This is a genomic window from Kribbella sp. CA-253562 (assembly GCF_050942265.1).
Lineage (GTDB): Bacteria > Actinomycetota > Actinomycetes > Propionibacteriales > Kribbellaceae > Kribbella.
Genome location: NZ_CP192049.1, coordinates 750672 through 766580 on the forward strand (window position 1 = coordinate 750672; position 15909 = coordinate 766580).

The 15909-nt window shown below is 70.0% G+C and carries 22 protein-coding genes; 15 read left to right on the forward strand and 7 right to left on the reverse strand.

The window, feature by feature from the left end:
* Positions 1–70: 70 nt before the first annotated feature.
* The 4 genes from ACQPXM_RS03645 to ACQPXM_RS03660 are packed head-to-tail and all read left to right on the forward strand — an operon-like array spanning position 71 to position 2235.
* Positions 71–715 carry a nitroreductase family protein gene (locus ACQPXM_RS03645; RefSeq protein WP_432944715.1) on the forward strand — a complete coding sequence of 215 codons (645 nt, stop codon included), beginning with the start codon at positions 71–73 and terminating at the stop codon, positions 713–715.
* 31 nt (positions 716–746) lie between these two features.
* Positions 747–1271: a CGNR zinc finger domain-containing protein gene (locus tag ACQPXM_RS03650; RefSeq protein WP_432944717.1), complete on the forward strand. Its 525-nt coding sequence runs from the start codon at positions 747–749 to the stop codon at positions 1269–1271.
* A complete protein-coding gene (locus ACQPXM_RS03655; protein WP_432944719.1) occupies positions 1268–1939 on the forward strand; it encodes an AzlC family ABC transporter permease in 672 nt (223 codons plus the stop codon). Before ACQPXM_RS03650 ends, ACQPXM_RS03655 begins: the two co-directional genes overlap by 4 nt.
* Positions 1936–2235 carry an AzlD domain-containing protein gene (locus ACQPXM_RS03660; RefSeq protein WP_432944721.1) on the forward strand — a complete coding sequence of 100 codons (300 nt, stop codon included), beginning with the start codon at positions 1936–1938 and terminating at the stop codon, positions 2233–2235. The genes ACQPXM_RS03655 and ACQPXM_RS03660 overlap by 4 nt, the downstream gene beginning before the upstream one ends.
* Here the strand turns inward: ACQPXM_RS03660 and ACQPXM_RS03665 are convergent.
* From ACQPXM_RS03665 to ACQPXM_RS03675, 3 genes are all read right to left on the reverse strand, one after another.
* Positions 2216–2737, reverse strand: a complete 522-nt coding sequence (locus ACQPXM_RS03665) for a DNA polymerase ligase N-terminal domain-containing protein (RefSeq protein ID WP_432944723.1) — start codon at positions 2735–2737, stop codon at positions 2216–2218. The two genes, ACQPXM_RS03660 and ACQPXM_RS03665, sit on opposite strands and share 20 nt — an antisense overlap.
* A 59-nt stretch (positions 2738–2796) precedes the next feature.
* Positions 2797–3621, reverse strand: coding sequence for a SigB/SigF/SigG family RNA polymerase sigma factor (locus ACQPXM_RS03670; RefSeq protein WP_432944725.1), 825 nt, complete (start codon positions 3619–3621; stop codon positions 2797–2799).
* Between the two features lie 221 nt (positions 3622–3842).
* Positions 3843–4715 (reverse strand): LysR family transcriptional regulator, encoded by an 873-nt coding sequence (locus ACQPXM_RS03675; protein WP_432944727.1) that lies wholly within the window; start codon positions 4713–4715, stop codon positions 3843–3845.
* A gap of 93 nt (positions 4716–4808) precedes the next feature.
* On the opposite strand from ACQPXM_RS03675, the gene ACQPXM_RS03680 reads away from it, so the two are divergent.
* The 3 genes from ACQPXM_RS03680 to ACQPXM_RS03690 all read left to right on the forward strand — a co-directional run bounded on the left by ACQPXM_RS03680 (position 4809) and on the right by ACQPXM_RS03690 (position 6881).
* Positions 4809–5549, forward strand: a complete 741-nt coding sequence (locus ACQPXM_RS03680; RefSeq protein WP_432944729.1) for a class I SAM-dependent methyltransferase — start codon at positions 4809–4811, stop codon at positions 5547–5549.
* A gap of 82 nt (positions 5550–5631) precedes the next feature.
* Positions 5632–5805, forward strand: a complete 174-nt coding sequence (locus ACQPXM_RS03685) for a hypothetical protein (RefSeq protein ID WP_432944731.1) — start codon at positions 5632–5634, stop codon at positions 5803–5805.
* Positions 5806–5924: 119 nt separating this feature from the next.
* Positions 5925–6881: a TIGR03557 family F420-dependent LLM class oxidoreductase gene (locus ACQPXM_RS03690; protein WP_432944733.1), complete on the forward strand. Its 957-nt coding sequence runs from the start codon at positions 5925–5927 to the stop codon at positions 6879–6881.
* Between the two features lie 63 nt (positions 6882–6944).
* On the opposite strand, the gene ACQPXM_RS03695 is transcribed toward ACQPXM_RS03690, so the two are convergent.
* From ACQPXM_RS03695 to ACQPXM_RS03705, 3 genes are read right to left on the reverse strand one after another with little or no spacing between them, the layout of a single operon-like run.
* Positions 6945–7220, reverse strand: coding sequence for a DUF4235 domain-containing protein (locus tag ACQPXM_RS03695; protein WP_432944735.1), 276 nt, complete (start codon positions 7218–7220; stop codon positions 6945–6947).
* Positions 7217–7666 (reverse strand): DUF3618 domain-containing protein, encoded by a 450-nt coding sequence (locus tag ACQPXM_RS03700; RefSeq protein ID WP_432944737.1) that lies wholly within the window; start codon positions 7664–7666, stop codon positions 7217–7219. Before ACQPXM_RS03700 ends, ACQPXM_RS03695 begins: the two co-directional genes overlap by 4 nt.
* The gene (locus ACQPXM_RS03705; protein ID WP_432944739.1) at positions 7663–8106 is read right to left on the reverse strand and encodes a phage holin family protein; all 444 of its coding nucleotides are present in this window, start codon (positions 8104–8106) and stop codon (positions 7663–7665) included. The genes ACQPXM_RS03700 and ACQPXM_RS03705 overlap by 4 nt, the downstream gene beginning before the upstream one ends.
* Before the next feature lie 128 nt (positions 8107–8234).
* Here ACQPXM_RS03705 and ACQPXM_RS03710 point away from each other — a divergent pair, with 128 nt between their 5' ends.
* Positions 8235–8606, forward strand: a complete 372-nt coding sequence (locus ACQPXM_RS03710; RefSeq protein ID WP_432944741.1) for a glyoxalase superfamily protein — start codon at positions 8235–8237, stop codon at positions 8604–8606.
* Between the two features lie 55 nt (positions 8607–8661).
* Here the strand turns inward: ACQPXM_RS03710 and ACQPXM_RS03715 are convergent, their stop codons facing one another.
* Positions 8662–8847 carry a hypothetical protein gene (locus ACQPXM_RS03715; protein WP_432944743.1) on the reverse strand — a complete coding sequence of 62 codons (186 nt, stop codon included), beginning with the start codon at positions 8845–8847 and terminating at the stop codon, positions 8662–8664.
* A gap of 263 nt (positions 8848–9110) precedes the next feature.
* Here ACQPXM_RS03715 and ACQPXM_RS03720 point away from each other — a divergent pair, with 263 nt between their 5' ends.
* From ACQPXM_RS03720 to ACQPXM_RS03750, 7 genes are all read left to right on the forward strand, one after another.
* Complete coding sequence (locus ACQPXM_RS03720; RefSeq protein WP_432944745.1) at positions 9111–9299, forward strand: hypothetical protein; 189 nt, start codon at positions 9111–9113, stop codon at positions 9297–9299.
* Positions 9300–9334: 35 nt separating this feature from the next.
* Positions 9335–10270 carry a LysR family transcriptional regulator gene (locus tag ACQPXM_RS03725; protein ID WP_432944747.1) on the forward strand — a complete coding sequence of 312 codons (936 nt, stop codon included), beginning with the start codon at positions 9335–9337 and terminating at the stop codon, positions 10268–10270.
* A gap of 96 nt (positions 10271–10366) precedes the next feature.
* Entirely contained in the window at positions 10367–11107 is a 741-nt protein-coding gene (locus ACQPXM_RS03730; RefSeq protein ID WP_432944749.1) for an SDR family oxidoreductase, read from the forward strand.
* Between the two features lie 117 nt (positions 11108–11224).
* Positions 11225–12118: an SDR family oxidoreductase gene (locus tag ACQPXM_RS03735; RefSeq protein ID WP_432944751.1), complete on the forward strand. Its 894-nt coding sequence runs from the start codon at positions 11225–11227 to the stop codon at positions 12116–12118.
* 70 nt (positions 12119–12188) lie between these two features.
* Positions 12189–13121: an amidohydrolase family protein gene (locus tag ACQPXM_RS03740; protein ID WP_432944753.1), complete on the forward strand. Its 933-nt coding sequence runs from the start codon at positions 12189–12191 to the stop codon at positions 13119–13121.
* An 80-nt stretch (positions 13122–13201) separates the two neighbouring features.
* Entirely contained in the window at positions 13202–13408 is a 207-nt protein-coding gene (locus ACQPXM_RS03745; protein WP_432944755.1) for a DUF3072 domain-containing protein, read from the forward strand.
* Positions 13409–13629: 221 nt separating this feature from the next.
* On the forward strand, positions 13630–15852 hold the full coding sequence (locus ACQPXM_RS03750; RefSeq protein ID WP_432944757.1) for an MFS transporter: 2223 nt from the start codon (positions 13630–13632) through the stop codon (positions 15850–15852).
* The last annotated feature ends 57 nt before the right edge of the window (positions 15853–15909 follow it).

Sequence of the window (15909 nt, forward strand, 5' to 3'; positions counted from 1 at the left end):
GAGGTCTTGCGGCTGGGACGTGTAGCTCGTGCATCCCAACAGCCTCTACACCTGCTGACAAACTGCTGTGGTGAACACACTCGACCTCAGCCCCGACGAACTGCTCACCACCACCAGGACCGTGCGCAAGCGGCTGGACCTGGACAAGCCGGTGCCGATGGCACTGATCCGGGAGTGCATCGAGATCGCGCTGCAGGCGCCCTCGGGCAGCAATCGGCAGACCTGGCACTGGCTGGTGATCACGGACGCCGGCAAGCGCGCGCAGATCGGTGAGTACTATCGCCGCGCGGTCGCGGCGTACCTGGAGTCCTCCGGTGCGGCCGGACGTCTGTACGCCGACGACCCGAACCGGGCGCCCGTGCAGCAGCGGGTTGGGTCGAGCGTCGCCTACCTGGGCGAGCGGATGGGCCAGGTGCCGGTGCTGGTGATCCCGTGCCTGACGGCGAAGAACCTCCCGGCCGGGAACCAGGCCGGGCTGTGGGGTTCGATCCTGCCGGCCGCGTGGAGCTACATGCTGGCGGCGAGGGCCCGCGGCCTCGGTACGGCGTGGACGACGCTGCACCTCAACTACGAGGCGGAGGTGTCGGAGCTGCTCGGGCTGCCCGAGGAGGTGCGTCAGTCGGTGCTGATCCCGACGGCGTACTCGATCGGGACGGACTTCAAGCGTGCCGCGCGGCGGCCGCTCGACGAGGTGTTGCACTTCGACACCTGGTGACTAACGAGCAAAACGCGTATAGCCTGTTAGGGTGAGATTCGAGCCGGAGCTGGTCGGCGGGCACGTGGTGCTCGATCTGCTCAACACGGTCGCGTGGCGGTTGGACCCCGATCGGTGGGTGGACCGGATCGCCGAGCCCGATGCTCGCGACGACTGGTTGCGGGCCGTCGGGTTGACAAGCCACGCGCAGGTGACGGACGAGCTGGTGGTGCTGCGCGAGGCGGCGTACCGGGTGCTTCAACGGGTTGCTGTCGGCGAGGAACCCGAAGGCGTCGACGAGTTGCGGGAACTGATGGTCGCGGCTGTCGGCAAGGCCCGGATCGTGCAGCTCAACCCGCTGCGCTGGCAGGCCGACGACCCCGTGACCGAGCTGGCGCTCGCCACCTGGCGGCTGCTGGAGGACGAAGACCTCGGCCGGCTCAGGCAGTGCCAGGACGACGACTGCGGCTGGCTGTTCCTCGATCGCAGCAAGAACGGCTCCAGGCGCTGGTGCAGTTCGGCCGACTGTGGCAACCGCGCCCGCGCCAAACGTCACTACCGCAGGACCCACCCGTGAACACCAAGGACTTCGCCGAAGGAGTGCGGCTCGGAGTCGGCCCGGGCGCGGCGGCTTTTGTGCTGGCGTTGAGCTTCGGGGCCGAGGCCGAAGCCCGCGGCTGGGGATTCGGCCTGCCGGTGCTGTTCTCGGCTCTGGCGTTCTCCGGGTCGGCCCAGTTCACCTTGCTGACCGCCCTGGCCGGCGGCTCGGCGCTCGCGGCGATCACGTCGGCGGTGCTGATCAACGCGCGTTACCTGGTGATGAGCGTCGCCCTCAACGACAGTCTCGAAGGCGGACGTCTGCGGCGGGCGGTCCAGGCGCTCGCGCTCGCCGACGCCTCGTTCGTCGCCGCGCACCGCGACGACGGCCGGTACGACGCCGCGCGGTTGATCGGCGCGAGCGTGCCGCAGTGGATCTTCTGGGTCAGCGGTACGGCGATCGGCGCGCTCACGTCACCGTCGCCCGAGCTGATGCACACCCTCGGCCTGGACGTCGCCTTCCCGGCGTTCTTCCTGATCCTCGCGCTCGACGAGCTCAGGAGATCGCGCCGGGCGTTCGCGGCCGCGCTGCTCGGTGCGGCGATCGCCGCGCTGCTGCTCCTGGTCACCAGTCCCAGCTACGCGCTGCTCGGCGCGACGGCGGCCGCGCTGATTGGCGTACTGCCCGAGAAGGAGGAAACCGCATGAGGGTCTGGTTGTCGGTGCTGGCCGTGACCGTGCTGAGTTGGTTGCTCAAGGCAAGCGCTCCGCTGGTCATCGCGCACCACAAGCTGCCGGCGCCGGTGATCAGGATGACGGCGCTGACGGCGCCGGTGCTGCTCGCCGGACTGATCGTCACCGAGCTCGGCGGCAAAGAGATCGACTGGACCCAACTCGCCGGCGTCGGGGTGGCGGGCTCGCTGGCCCTGCTCAAGGTGCCGATGCTGGTCGCCGTCGCGGGCGGCATCGTGACGACCGCGCTGATCAGGCTGTCGGCCGGGTAGCCGCCATCTCGTCGATCGTGAGGCCGCTGAGAATCGAGCGCGGCTCGGTGACGGTCAGGTCGAGCATCGGATCGGCGGACTCGTCGCGCACCTTGACCAGCAGCCAATCACTGTCGGTGCGCGTGAAGGCCCACGTCCCGTTCAGCTTGACGCCGCGCAGGTGGATCTTCAGGTGCCCGCGCTCGATCGCGTCACCGACCGAGACCGGCCGGCGTTGCTTGTCGCGGGTGAGATTGGTGTAGACGCCGGCGTCCCAGACGATCACCGCGCCGCTGCCGTACTTGGCCTCGGCGTGCACGCCCTCGTACGTCGCGTACTCCAGCTCGTGGTCGGTGGTGAACACCGAGAGCCGCTTGATCGCCGGGTCGAGTGACGGCCCGAGCGGCACGGCCCACGACTTCAGTACGCCGTCGGCCTCGAGCCGGACGTCGTAGTGCCGGCGCCGCGCGTCGTGCAGTTGCACCACGAACACCGGGGCTCCGACGGTAGGTGCCTCAGGCATCGATTCCTCCGCGGGTGGTCCGCCGTAGGTGGAGTCTACGGCGGACCACGACGCAGGAATCAGGCGGCGCTGGTGGCCGGCGCCTCGATCTGGTCGCGCAGCTTGTCGAGAATGCCGCGCAGCAGGCGGGAGACCTGCATCTGGCTGACGCCGATCTCGGCGCCGATGTCGGCCTGGGTGTGACCCTCGATGAAGCGCAGCTCGAGGATCTTGCGTTCGCGCGGCGTGAGGTCGTTCAGCACCGGTTCGAGCACGGCGACCGCTTCGGTGCGCTCGAACGAGGTGTCCTCCTCGTCCGCGATCGTGTCGGCCAGGTTGGCGGTCGACTCACCGTCGACCGGGCGATCCAGCGACAGCACGGAGAAACAGCCGTCGGCGGCGATCGCGGCCTCGATCTCGGCGACGTCGGTGCCGATCTCGGCGGCCAGCTCTTCCAGGGTCGGATCCCGCTGCAGATCCTGGACGAGCTGCGGGCGCACGCTCGCGATCGAGCCCTGCAGTTCCTGCAGCCGCCGCGGGATCCGCACCGTCCACGAGCAGTCGCGGAAGTAGCGCTTCACCTCGCCACGGATGGTCGGTACGGCGTACGCGAGAAACGGTGTCCCGGTGTCGGGACGGTAGCTGCGGGCCGCCTTGAGCAGCCCGAGGTAGGCGACCTGATCCAGGTCGTCGGCCTCGACACCGCGGCCGCGGAACCGGCTCGCGATGCTGTGGGCGATTCCCAGGTTCAGTTCGATGGCTTGCTCCAGCAGGGACTGCTGAAGCTTTTCGTCGGTGCTGGCGGCCCGGCGGGCAAGAAGTTCCCGGGTGGCCAGATCTCGGCGCTGCTTCGGATCGGAGGGCAGCTGCTCTTCGACGGTGGTGCCGGCAAGTACGGTGACCATGATTCTTGACCTCGCGACTGTTGAGTCACGGCGCGGCACATGTCTGGACCGCGGTCAATATCTGTGGAGTCATTCCTACCCCATGATTCTCGAAGTTATGCATCCGACCCCGAACTCTCATCAAGTCGTTGGATCGAGATCCGGCTGCAACACAGCTCCCACCAGGCAGATGTCGCGGTGCGTGACCACGGCAGGAACTTTCAACTTCTGCGGGATTTTCGTCAGTCAAGTGTCCGCAGCACCGTCAGAGCGGCCGTCGGGGGATGCGCGGAGTCACGCCACCGCAGCGTCCAGGTGTACGGCGGTACGCCGGCCGCCAGCGGCTTGACCACGACTCCTTCGGGCGCCGGGGTCGACAACAGCCCGAGCGCGACGCACTCACCGGCCCGGACGAGTTCGAGCGCCGAACTCGTCCCGTCGGTGCTGGCCGGGTGCCGCCGCGGCTGGAACCCCGCCGTCCGGAAACAGCCGAGCACGAAGTCGTTCCACTCCGGCGCGAAGTCGTCGCGGGGCAGGTAGTGCACCTCGTCGGCCAGTTCGCGGACCGCGACCGCGTCGGCGCGCGTGAGCGGATGGTCGGTGGGCAGCGCGATGCCGAGCGCTTCGCGGCGCATCACCCGCTGGACCAGGCCGTCGGCCAGACGTGCCGTCGACCCGCAGAGCGCGAGATCGAGGTCGCCGTTGAGCAGGCGCTGCTCCTGCTCGCGACTGCCACGGCTGCTCACCTCGAGCCGCAGCGTGGGAAGTCGCTCGCGCAGCCGGGCCAGGACCGCGCGCGGGGTGACCAGGTCGGTCTGCAGGACGTCGATCCGCAGGACCTGGTCGCGTCCCGCGGCGGCGGTCGCCTCCGCGACGCCGGAACGGATGGCGGCGAGCGCACTTTGCGCATGCGGCAGAAAGGCCTCGCCGGCCGCGGTCAGGGTCACCCCGCGCGGCGACCGCTCGAACAACTGGGCCCCGAGTTGGGCCTCCAGCCGGCGAATCTGATTGCTGAGCGCCGGCTGGGACACGTACAACCGGCGGGCGGCGGCGGTGAAGTGCAACTCCTCTGCCATCACCAGGAAGTACCGCACCAACCGTAGATCGACGTCCATGAACTTCCTCACCTGCAGTGATAACCAGAAGCTGTGACGTTAGTGCTCTTGCGTCTTGGACGTCGAGGCCTGACGGCGCTCACCGTGGAGGTCATGACGACACAGCGTGAGGAGCTGCGCAGCAGCTGGGAGGTTCAGCAAGCAGGGCACGCACCGGATCGCGAACTCCGGTTCCGGTTGATCCTGAACTACGTCGAGGCGCTGGCCGGCCCGCCGCGGCGGGTGCTCGACCTGTGCTGCGGACCGGGCTCGCTGACCCGCCGCGTCCTGGAACGGTTTCCCGAGGCAGAGGTTGTCGCGGTCGATGTCGATCCGGTCCTGCTCGATCTCGCCCGCGACGCCTTCGCCGACGACGACCGGGTCTCGGTGCTCGCGCGGCAGCTGGCCGCGCCGGATTGGTACGAAGGGCTGCCGGGCACGTTCGACGCGGTGGTGACCGCGACGGCGATGCACTGGTTCCCGGCCGAAGCGCTCGCCTGGGTGTACGCGGGTGTCGCGCGGGTGCTGCGCTCGGGTGGCGTGTTCGCGAACGCCGATCACGTCCCGATCGCGGAGCCGGTCCTGCGGGCCGCGGCGGACCGGCTGCACGCCGAGCACCTGCGGACGACGTTCGCGGACGCGGAGGACTGCGACGGCTGGTACGAGCGCGCGTACAGCGATCCCCGGTACGCCGGGCTGCGGGCCGAGCGGGAGAAGGTGTTCGCGCACTGGACGGGTGATCTGCTCGAGCGCGAAGGCTGGCACGTCGATCTGCTGCGCCGGACCGGTTTCGTACGCGCCGGCGCGGTGTGGCGGCGAGGCAACGACGCGCTCGTCGTCGCGATCCGCGGGTGAGCGCCGGGTGAGTGCCGGTCGAGTGCATGGCCTGGCGCGGGTCGGGTACTGGGCGGCGTCCGACTGGGAAGGGGAGACAGCCATGACCGAACGGCCGGAAGAGCTGGTCGACGATTTGATCGACGAGACCCGGGGTCCGGAAGAGGATCCGCCGAAGGACTCGACCATCGACGACGCCGCGGAGGACGTTCCGGCGCCCGGTGATCGCGCGACGGGCGGTGACGGCGTACCGGTCACTCCCGAGCCGCCGGACTGACTGCCGGGTGGCGGCCCCGGCGCTGTCTGCTCAACGCCGGGGCCTTGGGCAACCAGTACTTGCATCCTCCTGGTGCCCAGCAAGCCTTGATCCATTCGTCTTTACGGAGGTAGCCGTCGATGAGACTGGGATTCAAGCTGATCGCGGAGGCGTACTCGCCGACCGAGATCGTCGACCAGGCGGTCCGGGCCGAGCAGGCCGGCTTCGACTTCGTCGAGGTCAGCGATCACTTCCATCCGTGGGTGTCCGAGCACGAGCACTCCGGTTTCGCCTTCTCGATGCTCGCCGCGGCCGCTGCCCGGACGTCCGCGATCGAACTCGCGACCGGGGTGACCTGCCCGTTCATCCGGTACCACCCGGCCGTGGTGGCGCAGATGGCGGCGACCACGGCGTTGCTGGCCGGCGGGCGGTTCACGCTCGGCATCGGTGCGGGCGAGCGGCTCAACGAGCACGTGGTCGGCAAGGGCTGGCCGGCCGTGGCGCAGCGGCACGAGATGCTGCGCGAGTCGCTGGAGATCATCCGGCTGCTGTGGAGCGGCGGCTACCAGTCCTACCAAGGCAAGCACCTGCGGCTGGAGGACGCGCGGGTTTTCGACCTGCCCGACGAACTGCCGCGGATCGCCGTCGCCGCGGGCGGTCCCGACGCGGCCCAGCTCGCGGCTGAGCTGGGCGACGCGCTGTTCACCACCGAACCCCGCGAGGATCTCGTCACGGCGTACCGGGAAGCCGGTGGCGACGGACCCCGGTACGCCGAGGTGCCGCTGGCCTGGGCGTCGTCGGAGGACGACGCGGCCGAGTCGGCGCGCCGGTTGTTCCGGTTCGGGGTGACCGGGTGGAAGGTGCAGTCCGAGCTGCCGAATCCGGTCAACTTCGACGCGGCGACGGCGCTGGTGACGGCCGGCCACATGAAGGAGCAGTTCGGCTGCGGGCCGGACGTCGCGCGGCACGTCGAGGTCGCCAAACCGTTCGCCGAGGCCGGCTACGACCGGTTGGCGCTGATCAACGCGGGCCCGGACATGGACGGGTTCTTCGACTTCTTCACCAAGGAGCTCGGGCCGGCCCTGCGGGAGTTGTAGCAACGAAAAACCGCGGGCCCCACTCGTCGGAGTGGGGCCCGCGGTCTGTGCTGTTGGTGTCGATCAGTCGCCCGGCCATTCGCCGGTCCAGCGCTCGAACGCCTTCGCGCCACCGCGGTCGATGACCGCCTTGACCACGGCGTACACGGCACCCTGCAGCGCCGCGGCCAGCAGGAGCTGCCGCCATGGGTACTCCGACTGCAGCGCGTCCGGGGCGTCGTCCTCGTCGGCGATCCGCTTCCAGACCTGCTTGAAGATCGCGCCGGCGACCATACCGCCGGCGATCCCGGACAGCAGACCGAACGGCCGATAGGCCAGCTTCACGGCTTTTGTGCTCACCGGTTCCGCCCCACGATCCAGGCGGCGGCACCGACTCCGAGCGCGACCGCTCCACCCACGGCGGCGGTGGCCTTCGGGTGCCTACGGCCCAGCTCGGGAACCTGCTTCGCCTTGGCCGGCAGGTTCTTCGCCTGCGCGGGAACCGTCCTCATCCGCTCCGGCAGCTGCAGGTGCTTGGCCCGCTCACCCATCCCGGCCGCGGTGACCTTGGCCTTCTGGCCGGCGTGGCCCGCGGCCTGGACGGCGCGATGGCCGGCGTCGGCGGCCGACTCCTTGATCCGGCGCGGCACGTTCAGCTGGCGGGTGAGTTCCTGGACCGTGTCGGCCAGGTGCTGCCGGGTCAGCTCCAGATCGGCGCGCAGCGCGTCGGCCTCCGACAGATGCTCGGTGGCCATGGGCCGGGGAGCGGCGGCAGGCCGCGGTCTGGTCTGGCGCGTGGTGCTCATACTTTCCTTCCTTCAGGCTGGTGGCCCTTCAGTGCTTCGAGGTCCTCGTGCACGCCGTGGACGGCACGCTGAGGAACGGGCGGGGTGGCCCGGCTGACGTGCCGCTTGCCCAGCAGGGCCGCGACACCGGCGATGGCGAACAGCACCACCGTCACGATCAACGCCGCCAGCCACGCCGGTACGACGTACGCGAGGCCGAGGATGGCGGTGGCCACGAGCGCGCCGAGGCCGTAGAAGGCGATCGCGCCGGCTCCGCCGAACAGCCCGACGCCGACGCCGGCCTCCTTGCCTTTGTCCTTGAGCTCGATCTTGGCCAGCTGCAGCTCGTCGCGAACCAGGCGGCTCACGTCCTGCGTCAACTGGGCCACCAGCACGCCCACTTGTTCGTCCGATGCGGTCCGGTGACCGTCCTGGTGGACGGCCGGGGTCTGCGTCGTCATGGTGCCTCCGTCGGATCGGCTCGACGACCTGGTACCCAGGGCGGTCCAAGGCAACCAGACGCACAAGTTCTGACCCGGGCCGGCCGGTAGGTTGCTGGACAGGATTCGAGCACGAGGAGGGGACCGGGATGGACTGGAAACTCGAGCTGGTGTCGGTACCGGTGGCCGACGTGGACCGGGCAAAGGCCTTCTACACCGAAAAGGTCGGCTTCGTCGCCGATCACGACCACCGGATCAGCGACGAGCTGCGGTTCGTCCAGCTGACCCCGCCGGGATCGGCCTGTTCGATCGCGATCGGGACCGGACTGACCCAGGCCGAGCCGGGATCGGTGCAGGGACTGCAGATCGTCGTCGCGGACGTGGCCGCGGCGCGCGAGGAACTGGCCGGCCGCGGCGTCGAGGTGAGCGAGGTGCAGGAGTTTCCGTGGGGGACCTTCGTGTTCTTCGCCGACCCGGACGGAAACTCCTGGGCCGTGCAGCAACTTCCCGCCTGGTCCTGATCGCCGGACACGACAATCGGCAGCCGTTCACCGGCTGCCGATTGTTCGCGGAAAGTCAATTCCGCGGTAGCTGCTCGTTCGGGTCCTGGTCGGGGTCCGCGTCCGGGATGTCCGGGTCCGGGAAGTCCGGAGTGTCCGGATCGTTGGGATCCAGGACCGGATCGACCAGATCGGGGTTCTGGTCCGGCTCGCTGCCCGGACCGGTCGGCACGATCGGGGGAATGGGATTGCTGCTGGACATGATGGACCTCCTTGGTCGCGTCGTTCCGGTGCCCACAACGGCGCCGGTTAATTCCTGAAGGTCTTTGTGTTAAAGCAATTCGGGATACCGCTAGGGATCATTCACTTCGCGGTTGTAGGGTGGCCTTTGGTTGAGCAGCCAGCCGGCGTGAACTGCGCCGACGACTGCGGTCCCTCCCGAGGACGAACATGCCCGACCTGCAGCGCCACCCCCGGTCCAGACGTCATCAACCCGTCGCCGCCCCTGTCCAGAAGTCAGGTGCCATGCCTGTTGCCAGCCCGGTAGCCCCTCCCTCCTCCCGGCCCGAGTCGGTCCATGTCCGGATCGGCGGCCGGTGGATCGCCGGCCAGGCCCTGTCCCGCCGGACCGCCCCGACCGGCGCCCGCGAGATCCTGATCAGCCACCACGGCCACCTCGTCTGGGTCGACCAGGACCAGGTCCGTACGCCGTAGTCCTCGCGGTCCCCGCGAGCTGCCAGACTCTGGCTGTGGAGCTTCGGCAGCTGGAGTACTTCGTGGCGGTGGCGCACGAGCGCAGCTTCACGCTCGCCGCGCGCCGGCTGCACGTCGTACAGAGTGCGGTGAGCGCGGCGATCGCGTCGCTGGAACGCGATCTGAAAGTCACCTTGTTCGAGCGGTCGGCGCAGCGCGTCGTGCTGACCGAGGCCGGTACGGCGTTGCTGCCGGAGGCGCTCGCGGTGATGGACGCGGTCCAAGGCGCGCGGGACGTCGTCGACGAGCTCGGCGCCGGGATGCGCGGATCGGTCCGGGTCGGGCTGTTGCCGGGCCTCGGCCTGATCGACCTGCCGGCGGCCGCGGGAGAGTTCCGGCGTCGCCATCGCAACGTCGAGCTGCAGCTGCGGGTCGAGCCCGAAGGGTCGGCCGGTGTGATCGCCGGCCTGCGCAACGGTGACATCGACGTCGGCTTCCTCGGCGTCGGCGCGGGCAGCGTGCCGCGAGAACTGACGGCCTGGGAGCTGTTGCGGGTGCCGCAGGTGCTCGCCGTACCGACCGGCCACCGGCTGGCCCGGCGTCGATCGGTGGAGCTGGCGGACCTGGCCGACGAGGCGTTCGTCGACTTCCCGCCCGGCTTCGGCACCAGGACGCTGATCGACCAGACGTTCGAGGCCGCCGGGATCGGCCGGCACGTGGCCGTCGAAGCGCTCGGCATCGACAACGGCGTCCAGTTCGTCCGGCACGGGGTCGGGCTGGGCATCCTGCCCGGTTACGCGGTCGCCGGGGAGGAGGCGATCCGCCCGGTGCCGATCAAGGACCAGGACTTCCAGTGGTCGCTCTACATGGCGACGCTGCGCAAGCGGAAGCCGTCGGTGGCCCTGCGGGCCTTGCTCGGGCTCGTCGTCTCGCATCTGCAGCACCCGCCCGGTACGACGCCGGGCGCCGATTTGATGGATCAACGGAATTGATCCACCTATCGAGTTGAGTCGTTGGACTTGATCCATCCGCCGCGCGAAGCTTCTGGTGTCAGCACGAAACACCAGAACTTCGAAGGAGCAACGACGATGACCGACAACAGCAACCGGGTGGCGATCGTGACCGGCGGATCGCGCGGGATCGGCCGGGAGACCGCGGTCCGGCTGGGCCGGGACCACTTCGACGTGGTGGTCGCGTACGGCGGCGGCAAGGCCGAGGCCGAGGAAGCCGTTCAGGAGGTCGAGCAGGCCGGCGGCCGGGCGATCGCCGTCCGGGCCGACGTCGCCGACGAGCAGGCGGTCAGCGCGCTGTTCGACGCGGCCGAGCAGCAGTTCGGTGGCGTCGACGTGGTCGTGCACGCGGCCGGCATCATGAAGCTGTCCCCGCTGGCCGACCTGGACCTGGCCGTGCTCGACGAGCACCTGAAGGTGAACGTGCGTGGCACGTTCGTCGTCGACCAGCAGGCCGCCCGCCGGGTGCGCAACGGTGGCGCGATCATCAACTTCTCCAGCTCGCTGACCCTGCTGGCCCGCCCCGGCTACTCGGCGTACGCCGCGACCAAGGGCGCGGTCAACACGATCAGCCTGATCCTGGCCCGTGAGCTGCGCGGCCGCGACATCACCGTCAACGCGGTGGCCCCCGGCCCGACCGCGACCGCCCTGTTCCTGGACGGCAAGCCGCAGGAGCTGATCGACCGGATCGCCGCCGAGCCGCCGCTGGAGCGCCTCGGACAGCCCGAGGACATCGCCGAGGTCGTCGCCTTCCTGGCCGGTCCCGGTCGCTGGGTCAACGGCCAGACCATCTACGCCAACGGCGGCTCCGCGGCCTGACCCCCCGCGGGCGCCTGAGCCTTCGGCGCCCGCCTCGCACTTCCCCTTCACACCCCCTCACGGGCGACGAGCCTGCTGCTCCGCCTGCCCGAAAACAGCCTCGAAAGGACCACAGCCATGTCCAAGACCATCCTGATCAGCGGCGCGTCGAGCGGATTCGGCGCCCTGACCGCCCGCGCCCTGGCCGACGCCGGCCACACCGTGTACGCCGGGATGCGCGACCTCGCCGCCCGCAACGCGACCGCCGCGGCCGACGCCGCGCAGTACGCCAAGGACAACGGCGTCGACCTGCGCACCGTCGAGCTCGACGTCAGCTCCGACGAGTCGGCCCGCCAGGCCGTGCAGACGGTGCTGGCGGAGGAGGGCAAGCTCGACGTACTGATCCACAATGCCGGGCACATGGTGACCGGCCCGGCCGAAGCCTTCACCCCGGAGCAGCTGGCCGAGCTCTACGACACCAACGTGCTGGGCACCCAGCGGCTCAACCGGGCGGCCCTGCCGCACCTGCGGGAGCAGCAGGACGGTCTGCTGCTCTGGATTGGCAGCTCGAGCTCACGCGGCGGCACGCCTCCGTACCTGGCGCCGTACTTCGCCGCGAAGGCGGCGATGGACGCGCTCGCCACCAGCTACGCGCTGGAGGTCGCCCGGTTCGGCATCGAGTCGACCATCGTCGTACCGGGCTCGTTCACCCACGGCACCAACCACTTCGCGCACAGCGGCACCCCGGCCGACACCGATGTCGTCGCGGCGTACGAGACCCGGTACGCCGGGCTGATGGACCAGGTCAGCCAGAAGCTGCGCGAGCTGGAGCCGGAGTGGGCCGACGTCGCGGAGGTCGCCCGGGCGGTCGTCACCGTGGTCGGCACCGAGAAGGGCCGCCGGCCGTTCCGGGTCCACATCGACCCCTCCGACGACGGCGCCGCCGTGGTCAACGCGGTCGCCGACCGGGTCCGCGCGGAGTTCCTGCGCCGGGTCGGCCTGGACGACCTGCTGCACCCGACCGCCGCGTGACCCGCACTGCCCGCAGTTCGCCCTGGCGAGGACGGTCGTCCTCGCCACTCGCTCCCCGGAGGTGACGACGATGGACGGCCTGATCGACGTGCACGCACACTTCCTGCTGCCGGAGTACGTCACGGCGGCCGAGCGGGCCGGGCATCTGCGGCCGGACGGGATGCCGGCCTGGCCGGTGTGGAACGCGGCCAGGCACCTGCGGCTGATGGACCGGACCGGAATCGCCAAGTCGATCCTGTCGGTGTCGTCGCCCGGTGTGCACTTCGGTGACGACTTCCGCGCCCAGGTGCTGGCCCGCCGGATGAACGAGGCCGCTGCCGAGCTGGGCAAGGACCACCCGGGCCGGTTCGGGTTCTTCGCCAGTCTGCCGTTGCCGGACGTCGCCGGGGCGCTGGTCGAGCTCGAGCACGCGTACGACGTCCTGGGCGCGGACGGGATCATCCTGAACAGCAACGCCGGCGGGCAGTACCCGGGGGACCCGTCGTGGGAGCAGCTGTGGCGTGCGCTGGACGAGCGGGCGGCGGTGGTGTTCCTGCACCCGACCTCGCCGCCGCAGTGGCGACAGGTCTCGCTGGACCGGCCGCGGCCGATGATCGAGTTCCTGTTCGACAGCGCCCGCGCGGTGACCGACCTGGTGCTCACCGGGATCCTGAGCCGCTACCCGCGGATCCGTTTCGTCGTCACCCACGCCGGTGGAGTGATCCCGCTGCTCGGCGACAGGCTCGACCTGTACCGGGCCACCTTCGACCCCACGAGCGGTCTGCCCAGCGTCACCGACCAGCTCAAGCACCTCTGGTACGACGTCGCCGGCACGCCGGTGCCGAACCAGCTGCCCGCCCTGCAAGCAGTAGCCGGCGCCGACCACCTCCTCTACGGCAGCGACCACTGCTTCACGCCGTCGGAAGCTGTTGCCGACCAGATCGCCGCACTGGACGAAGCCGCCGTGGCCGAGGGCTGGCGGCCACGCACCACGGCGAACGCCGTACGGCTGCTGGCCTCCTGACTCGCCGCTTGCGGTGCATGCGACCCGCGGCCGGGGGTACTGGCCGATTAATCGAGCTGGTGTTCGAACGAGGAGGAGCGATGAGTCAGGACGTGCATCCGGTGCCGGACAAGGAGCCGGAGAACTGGACGACCGGGGACGAGCCGATGACCGGGCCGCAGGAGTCGTACCTGAACACGCTCGCGCAGGAGGCCGGTGAGCAGGTTCCGGAGCGGCTGAGCAAGGCGGACGCGTCCCGGCTGATCGACGAGCTACAGGCGCGGACCGGGCGCGGCGCGGGGAGTTGAGCGGAGCGGAAAGCCTCGGCGGGCCCTGACAGCTCCGCCGAGGCTTCCGGCTGTTGATCGGTCAACAGCCTCGGGGTGTTACGCAGGGTCGTTGGCGATGGCTTATTGTTTCCTATCGCAACCAAATAGGCCTGGGTGAGGACCTGGAGGCCGTACTCCGCCCCGGCGCAGCCCGACCGGCTGCTCCGGCCGAACGACCGCGTGAGGACGGATCCACCCCGATGTCTGCCACCGAGACGACGGCCCCCGCGCCGGCCGAGCCCCTCGCGTCACCGGCGCCGGCCGATCCCGGGCTGACCCATCGGGAGATCCTGGAGATCCTGGTCGGCCTGCTGGCGGCGCTGTTCACCGCGATGCTCAGCTCGACCATCGTCAGCAACGCGCTGCCGACGATCATCGCCGACCTCGAAGGCACCCAGACCCAGTACACCTGGGTGATCACCGCGAGTCTGCTCGCCACCACCGTGTCGACTCCGGTCTGGGGCAAGCTGTCCGACCTGGTCAGCAAGAAGCTGCTGGTCCAGCTGGCGACCGTCTTGTTCGTGGTCGGCTCGGCGCTGGCCGGGATGGCGCACAACGTGCCGTTCCTGATCGGCGCCCGCGTCTTGCAGGGCCTGGCGATGGGCGGCCTGATGGCGCTGGCCCAAGCGATCATCGGCGCCGCGATCCCACCTCGCGACCGGGGACGCTACTCCGGCTACATGGGCGCGGTCGTCGCTGTCGCCACGGTCAGCGGTCCACTGCTGGGCGGCGTCATCGTCGACACCAGCTGGCTCGGCTGGCGCTGGTGCTTCTACGTCTGCGTGCCACTGGCAGTGATCAGCCTGGTCATGCTGCAGCGCTATCTGCATCTGCCGCTGCTGAAGCGCAGGGTCCGGATGGACTACCTCGGCGCGATCCTGATCAGCGGCGCGGCAAGCCTCCCGCTGGTGTGGGTCTCGTTCGCCGGCACGCACTTCCCCTGGTGGTCCCGCGAGACCGCCTACTACCTGGGCGGTACGGCGCTGCTCGCGATCCTCGCGGTCGTCGTCGAGACGCGGGCGAAGGAGCCGCTGGTCCCACTGAGCGTCGTCCGGGAGCGGACCACGGCGCTGGCGATCGTGGCCAGCCTGGCGGTCGGTCTCGCCATGTTCGGCAGCGCGGTGTTCCTCGGTCAGTACTTCCAGGTCGCCCGCGGCTACAGCGCGACCGAGTCCGGCCTGCTCACGGTTCCGATGATGCTGGGCTCGTTCGTCGGCTCGGTCGGCGCCGGCCAGATGATCACCCGGTACGGCAAGTGGAAGCGCTATCTGGTGCTCGGTGGGTTGCTGCTGATCGGCGGGCTCGCCGTGCTGGGGATGATCGACCACACCACGCCGTACTGGTATCTGGCGGTCGGCATGGGCGCGATGGGCATCGGCATGGGCATGCTGATGCAGAACCTGGTGCTCGCCGTACAGAACACGGTCGACGTCAGCCAGGTCGGCGCCGCGAGCGCGTCCGTCACGTTCTTCCGCAGCCTCGGTGGTGCGGTCGGGGTGTCGGTGCTGGGCGCTGTCCTGGCCAACCGCGTGACCGAGCTGATCACCAGCAACCTGCGAGCGCTCGGGCCGGACGGCGTCGCCGCGGGCCGCGCGCTGGAGGAGGGCTCCGGCGGGAGTCTGCTCGACGTCGGGGCGTTGCCGCCGCAGTTGGCGGAGGTCGTACGGCATGCGTACGGCGACGCGACCGGGCGCATCTTCCTGATCGCTGCCGGGGCCGGTGTGGTGAGTCTGCTGGCGGTGCTCTTCATCCGCGAGGTGCCGCTGCGGCGGACGGTCTCAATGGCGTCTGCTGACGAAGGCGCCCCGGCTGATCTGGCAGCAGCCGCTGCGCCTGGTGCGGCGTCGACCGGCGTGGTGCCGGAGCCCGCCGACGATGCCGAGCGGGACGCCGCGGTGGCGCTCGGCGTGATCACCTCGGCCGAGCGGACCGCGCTGGAGCGCGAGCGCGAGGCCAACGAACGCGTCGCGGCCGCGGCGAACGTCATCCGCCGGATGCGGACCGATGTGGCCGACCTGTTCACGCGGGTCGACCAGCAGATCGCCGAGCTGGAGCGGACCCTGCCAGGAGTCGACGGTGAGCACCCGATGGCGCCGGTGCTGGCCGCGCAGCCGCAGGACGGCGCGTGGGTGGACGAGCTGCGGCGGTACGAGCTCAGCGTGCTGAGCGCGAGCCAGCGGACCGCGGACCACTTGCGGGAGACGGCGAAGGCCGAGGCCGACGAGATCGTCTCGGCCGCGAAGGCCGAGGAGGAGGCGATCCGGCGGCGGATCGCGGAGCTGAAAGCGGTCGAGCAGCGGCTGCTGGGCGCCGTACGGGACGGGCTGTCGGAGACTCCCGCGCCCCCGTCCTCGGTCAACGGGCACCGGACGGGCAATGGGTACCCGAGCCACTACGAGTCCGAGCAGGAGGCCTTCGGCTGAGCTGTCCGTTGCGGATGGCATGCTCTCGTCTTGTCGGCGGTAGGTGAGAGCAGGGAG

What these genes read in the sequence shown, in the direction of transcription:
- ACQPXM_RS03660 (WP_432944721.1), top strand. Translation starts at nt 1,936, where the DNA reads ATGAGGGTCTGGTTGTCGGTGCTGGCCGTGACCGTGCTGAGTTGGTTG.
- ACQPXM_RS03665 (WP_432944723.1), bottom strand. Translation starts at nt 2,737, where the DNA reads ATGCCTGAGGCACCTACCGTCGGAGCCCCGGTGTTCGTGGTGCAACTG.
- ACQPXM_RS03670 (WP_432944725.1), bottom strand. Translation starts at nt 3,621, where the DNA reads ATGGTCACCGTACTTGCCGGCACCACCGTCGAAGAGCAGCTGCCCTCC.
- ACQPXM_RS03675 (WP_432944727.1), bottom strand. Translation starts at nt 4,715, where the DNA reads ATGGACGTCGATCTACGGTTGGTGCGGTACTTCCTGGTGATGGCAGAG.
- ACQPXM_RS03680 (WP_432944729.1), top strand. Translation starts at nt 4,809, where the DNA reads ATGACGACACAGCGTGAGGAGCTGCGCAGCAGCTGGGAGGTTCAGCAA.
- ACQPXM_RS03685 (WP_432944731.1), top strand. Translation starts at nt 5,632, where the DNA reads ATGACCGAACGGCCGGAAGAGCTGGTCGACGATTTGATCGACGAGACC.
- ACQPXM_RS03690 (WP_432944733.1), top strand. Translation starts at nt 5,925, where the DNA reads ATGAGACTGGGATTCAAGCTGATCGCGGAGGCGTACTCGCCGACCGAG.
- ACQPXM_RS03700 (WP_432944737.1), bottom strand. Translation starts at nt 7,666, where the DNA reads ATGAGCACCACGCGCCAGACCAGACCGCGGCCTGCCGCCGCTCCCCGG.
- ACQPXM_RS03705 (WP_432944739.1), bottom strand. Translation starts at nt 8,106, where the DNA reads ATGACGACGCAGACCCCGGCCGTCCACCAGGACGGTCACCGGACCGCA.
- ACQPXM_RS03710 (WP_432944741.1), top strand. Translation starts at nt 8,235, where the DNA reads ATGGACTGGAAACTCGAGCTGGTGTCGGTACCGGTGGCCGACGTGGAC.
- ACQPXM_RS03715 (WP_432944743.1), bottom strand. Translation starts at nt 8,847, where the DNA reads ATGTCCAGCAGCAATCCCATTCCCCCGATCGTGCCGACCGGTCCGGGC.
- ACQPXM_RS03720 (WP_432944745.1), top strand. Translation starts at nt 9,111, where the DNA reads ATGCCTGTTGCCAGCCCGGTAGCCCCTCCCTCCTCCCGGCCCGAGTCG.
- ACQPXM_RS03730 (WP_432944749.1), top strand. Translation starts at nt 10,367, where the DNA reads ATGACCGACAACAGCAACCGGGTGGCGATCGTGACCGGCGGATCGCGC.
- ACQPXM_RS03735 (WP_432944751.1), top strand. Translation starts at nt 11,225, where the DNA reads ATGTCCAAGACCATCCTGATCAGCGGCGCGTCGAGCGGATTCGGCGCC.
- ACQPXM_RS03740 (WP_432944753.1), top strand. Translation starts at nt 12,189, where the DNA reads ATGGACGGCCTGATCGACGTGCACGCACACTTCCTGCTGCCGGAGTAC.
- ACQPXM_RS03745 (WP_432944755.1), top strand. Translation starts at nt 13,202, where the DNA reads ATGAGTCAGGACGTGCATCCGGTGCCGGACAAGGAGCCGGAGAACTGG.
- ACQPXM_RS03750 (WP_432944757.1), top strand. Translation starts at nt 13,630, where the DNA reads ATGTCTGCCACCGAGACGACGGCCCCCGCGCCGGCCGAGCCCCTCGCG.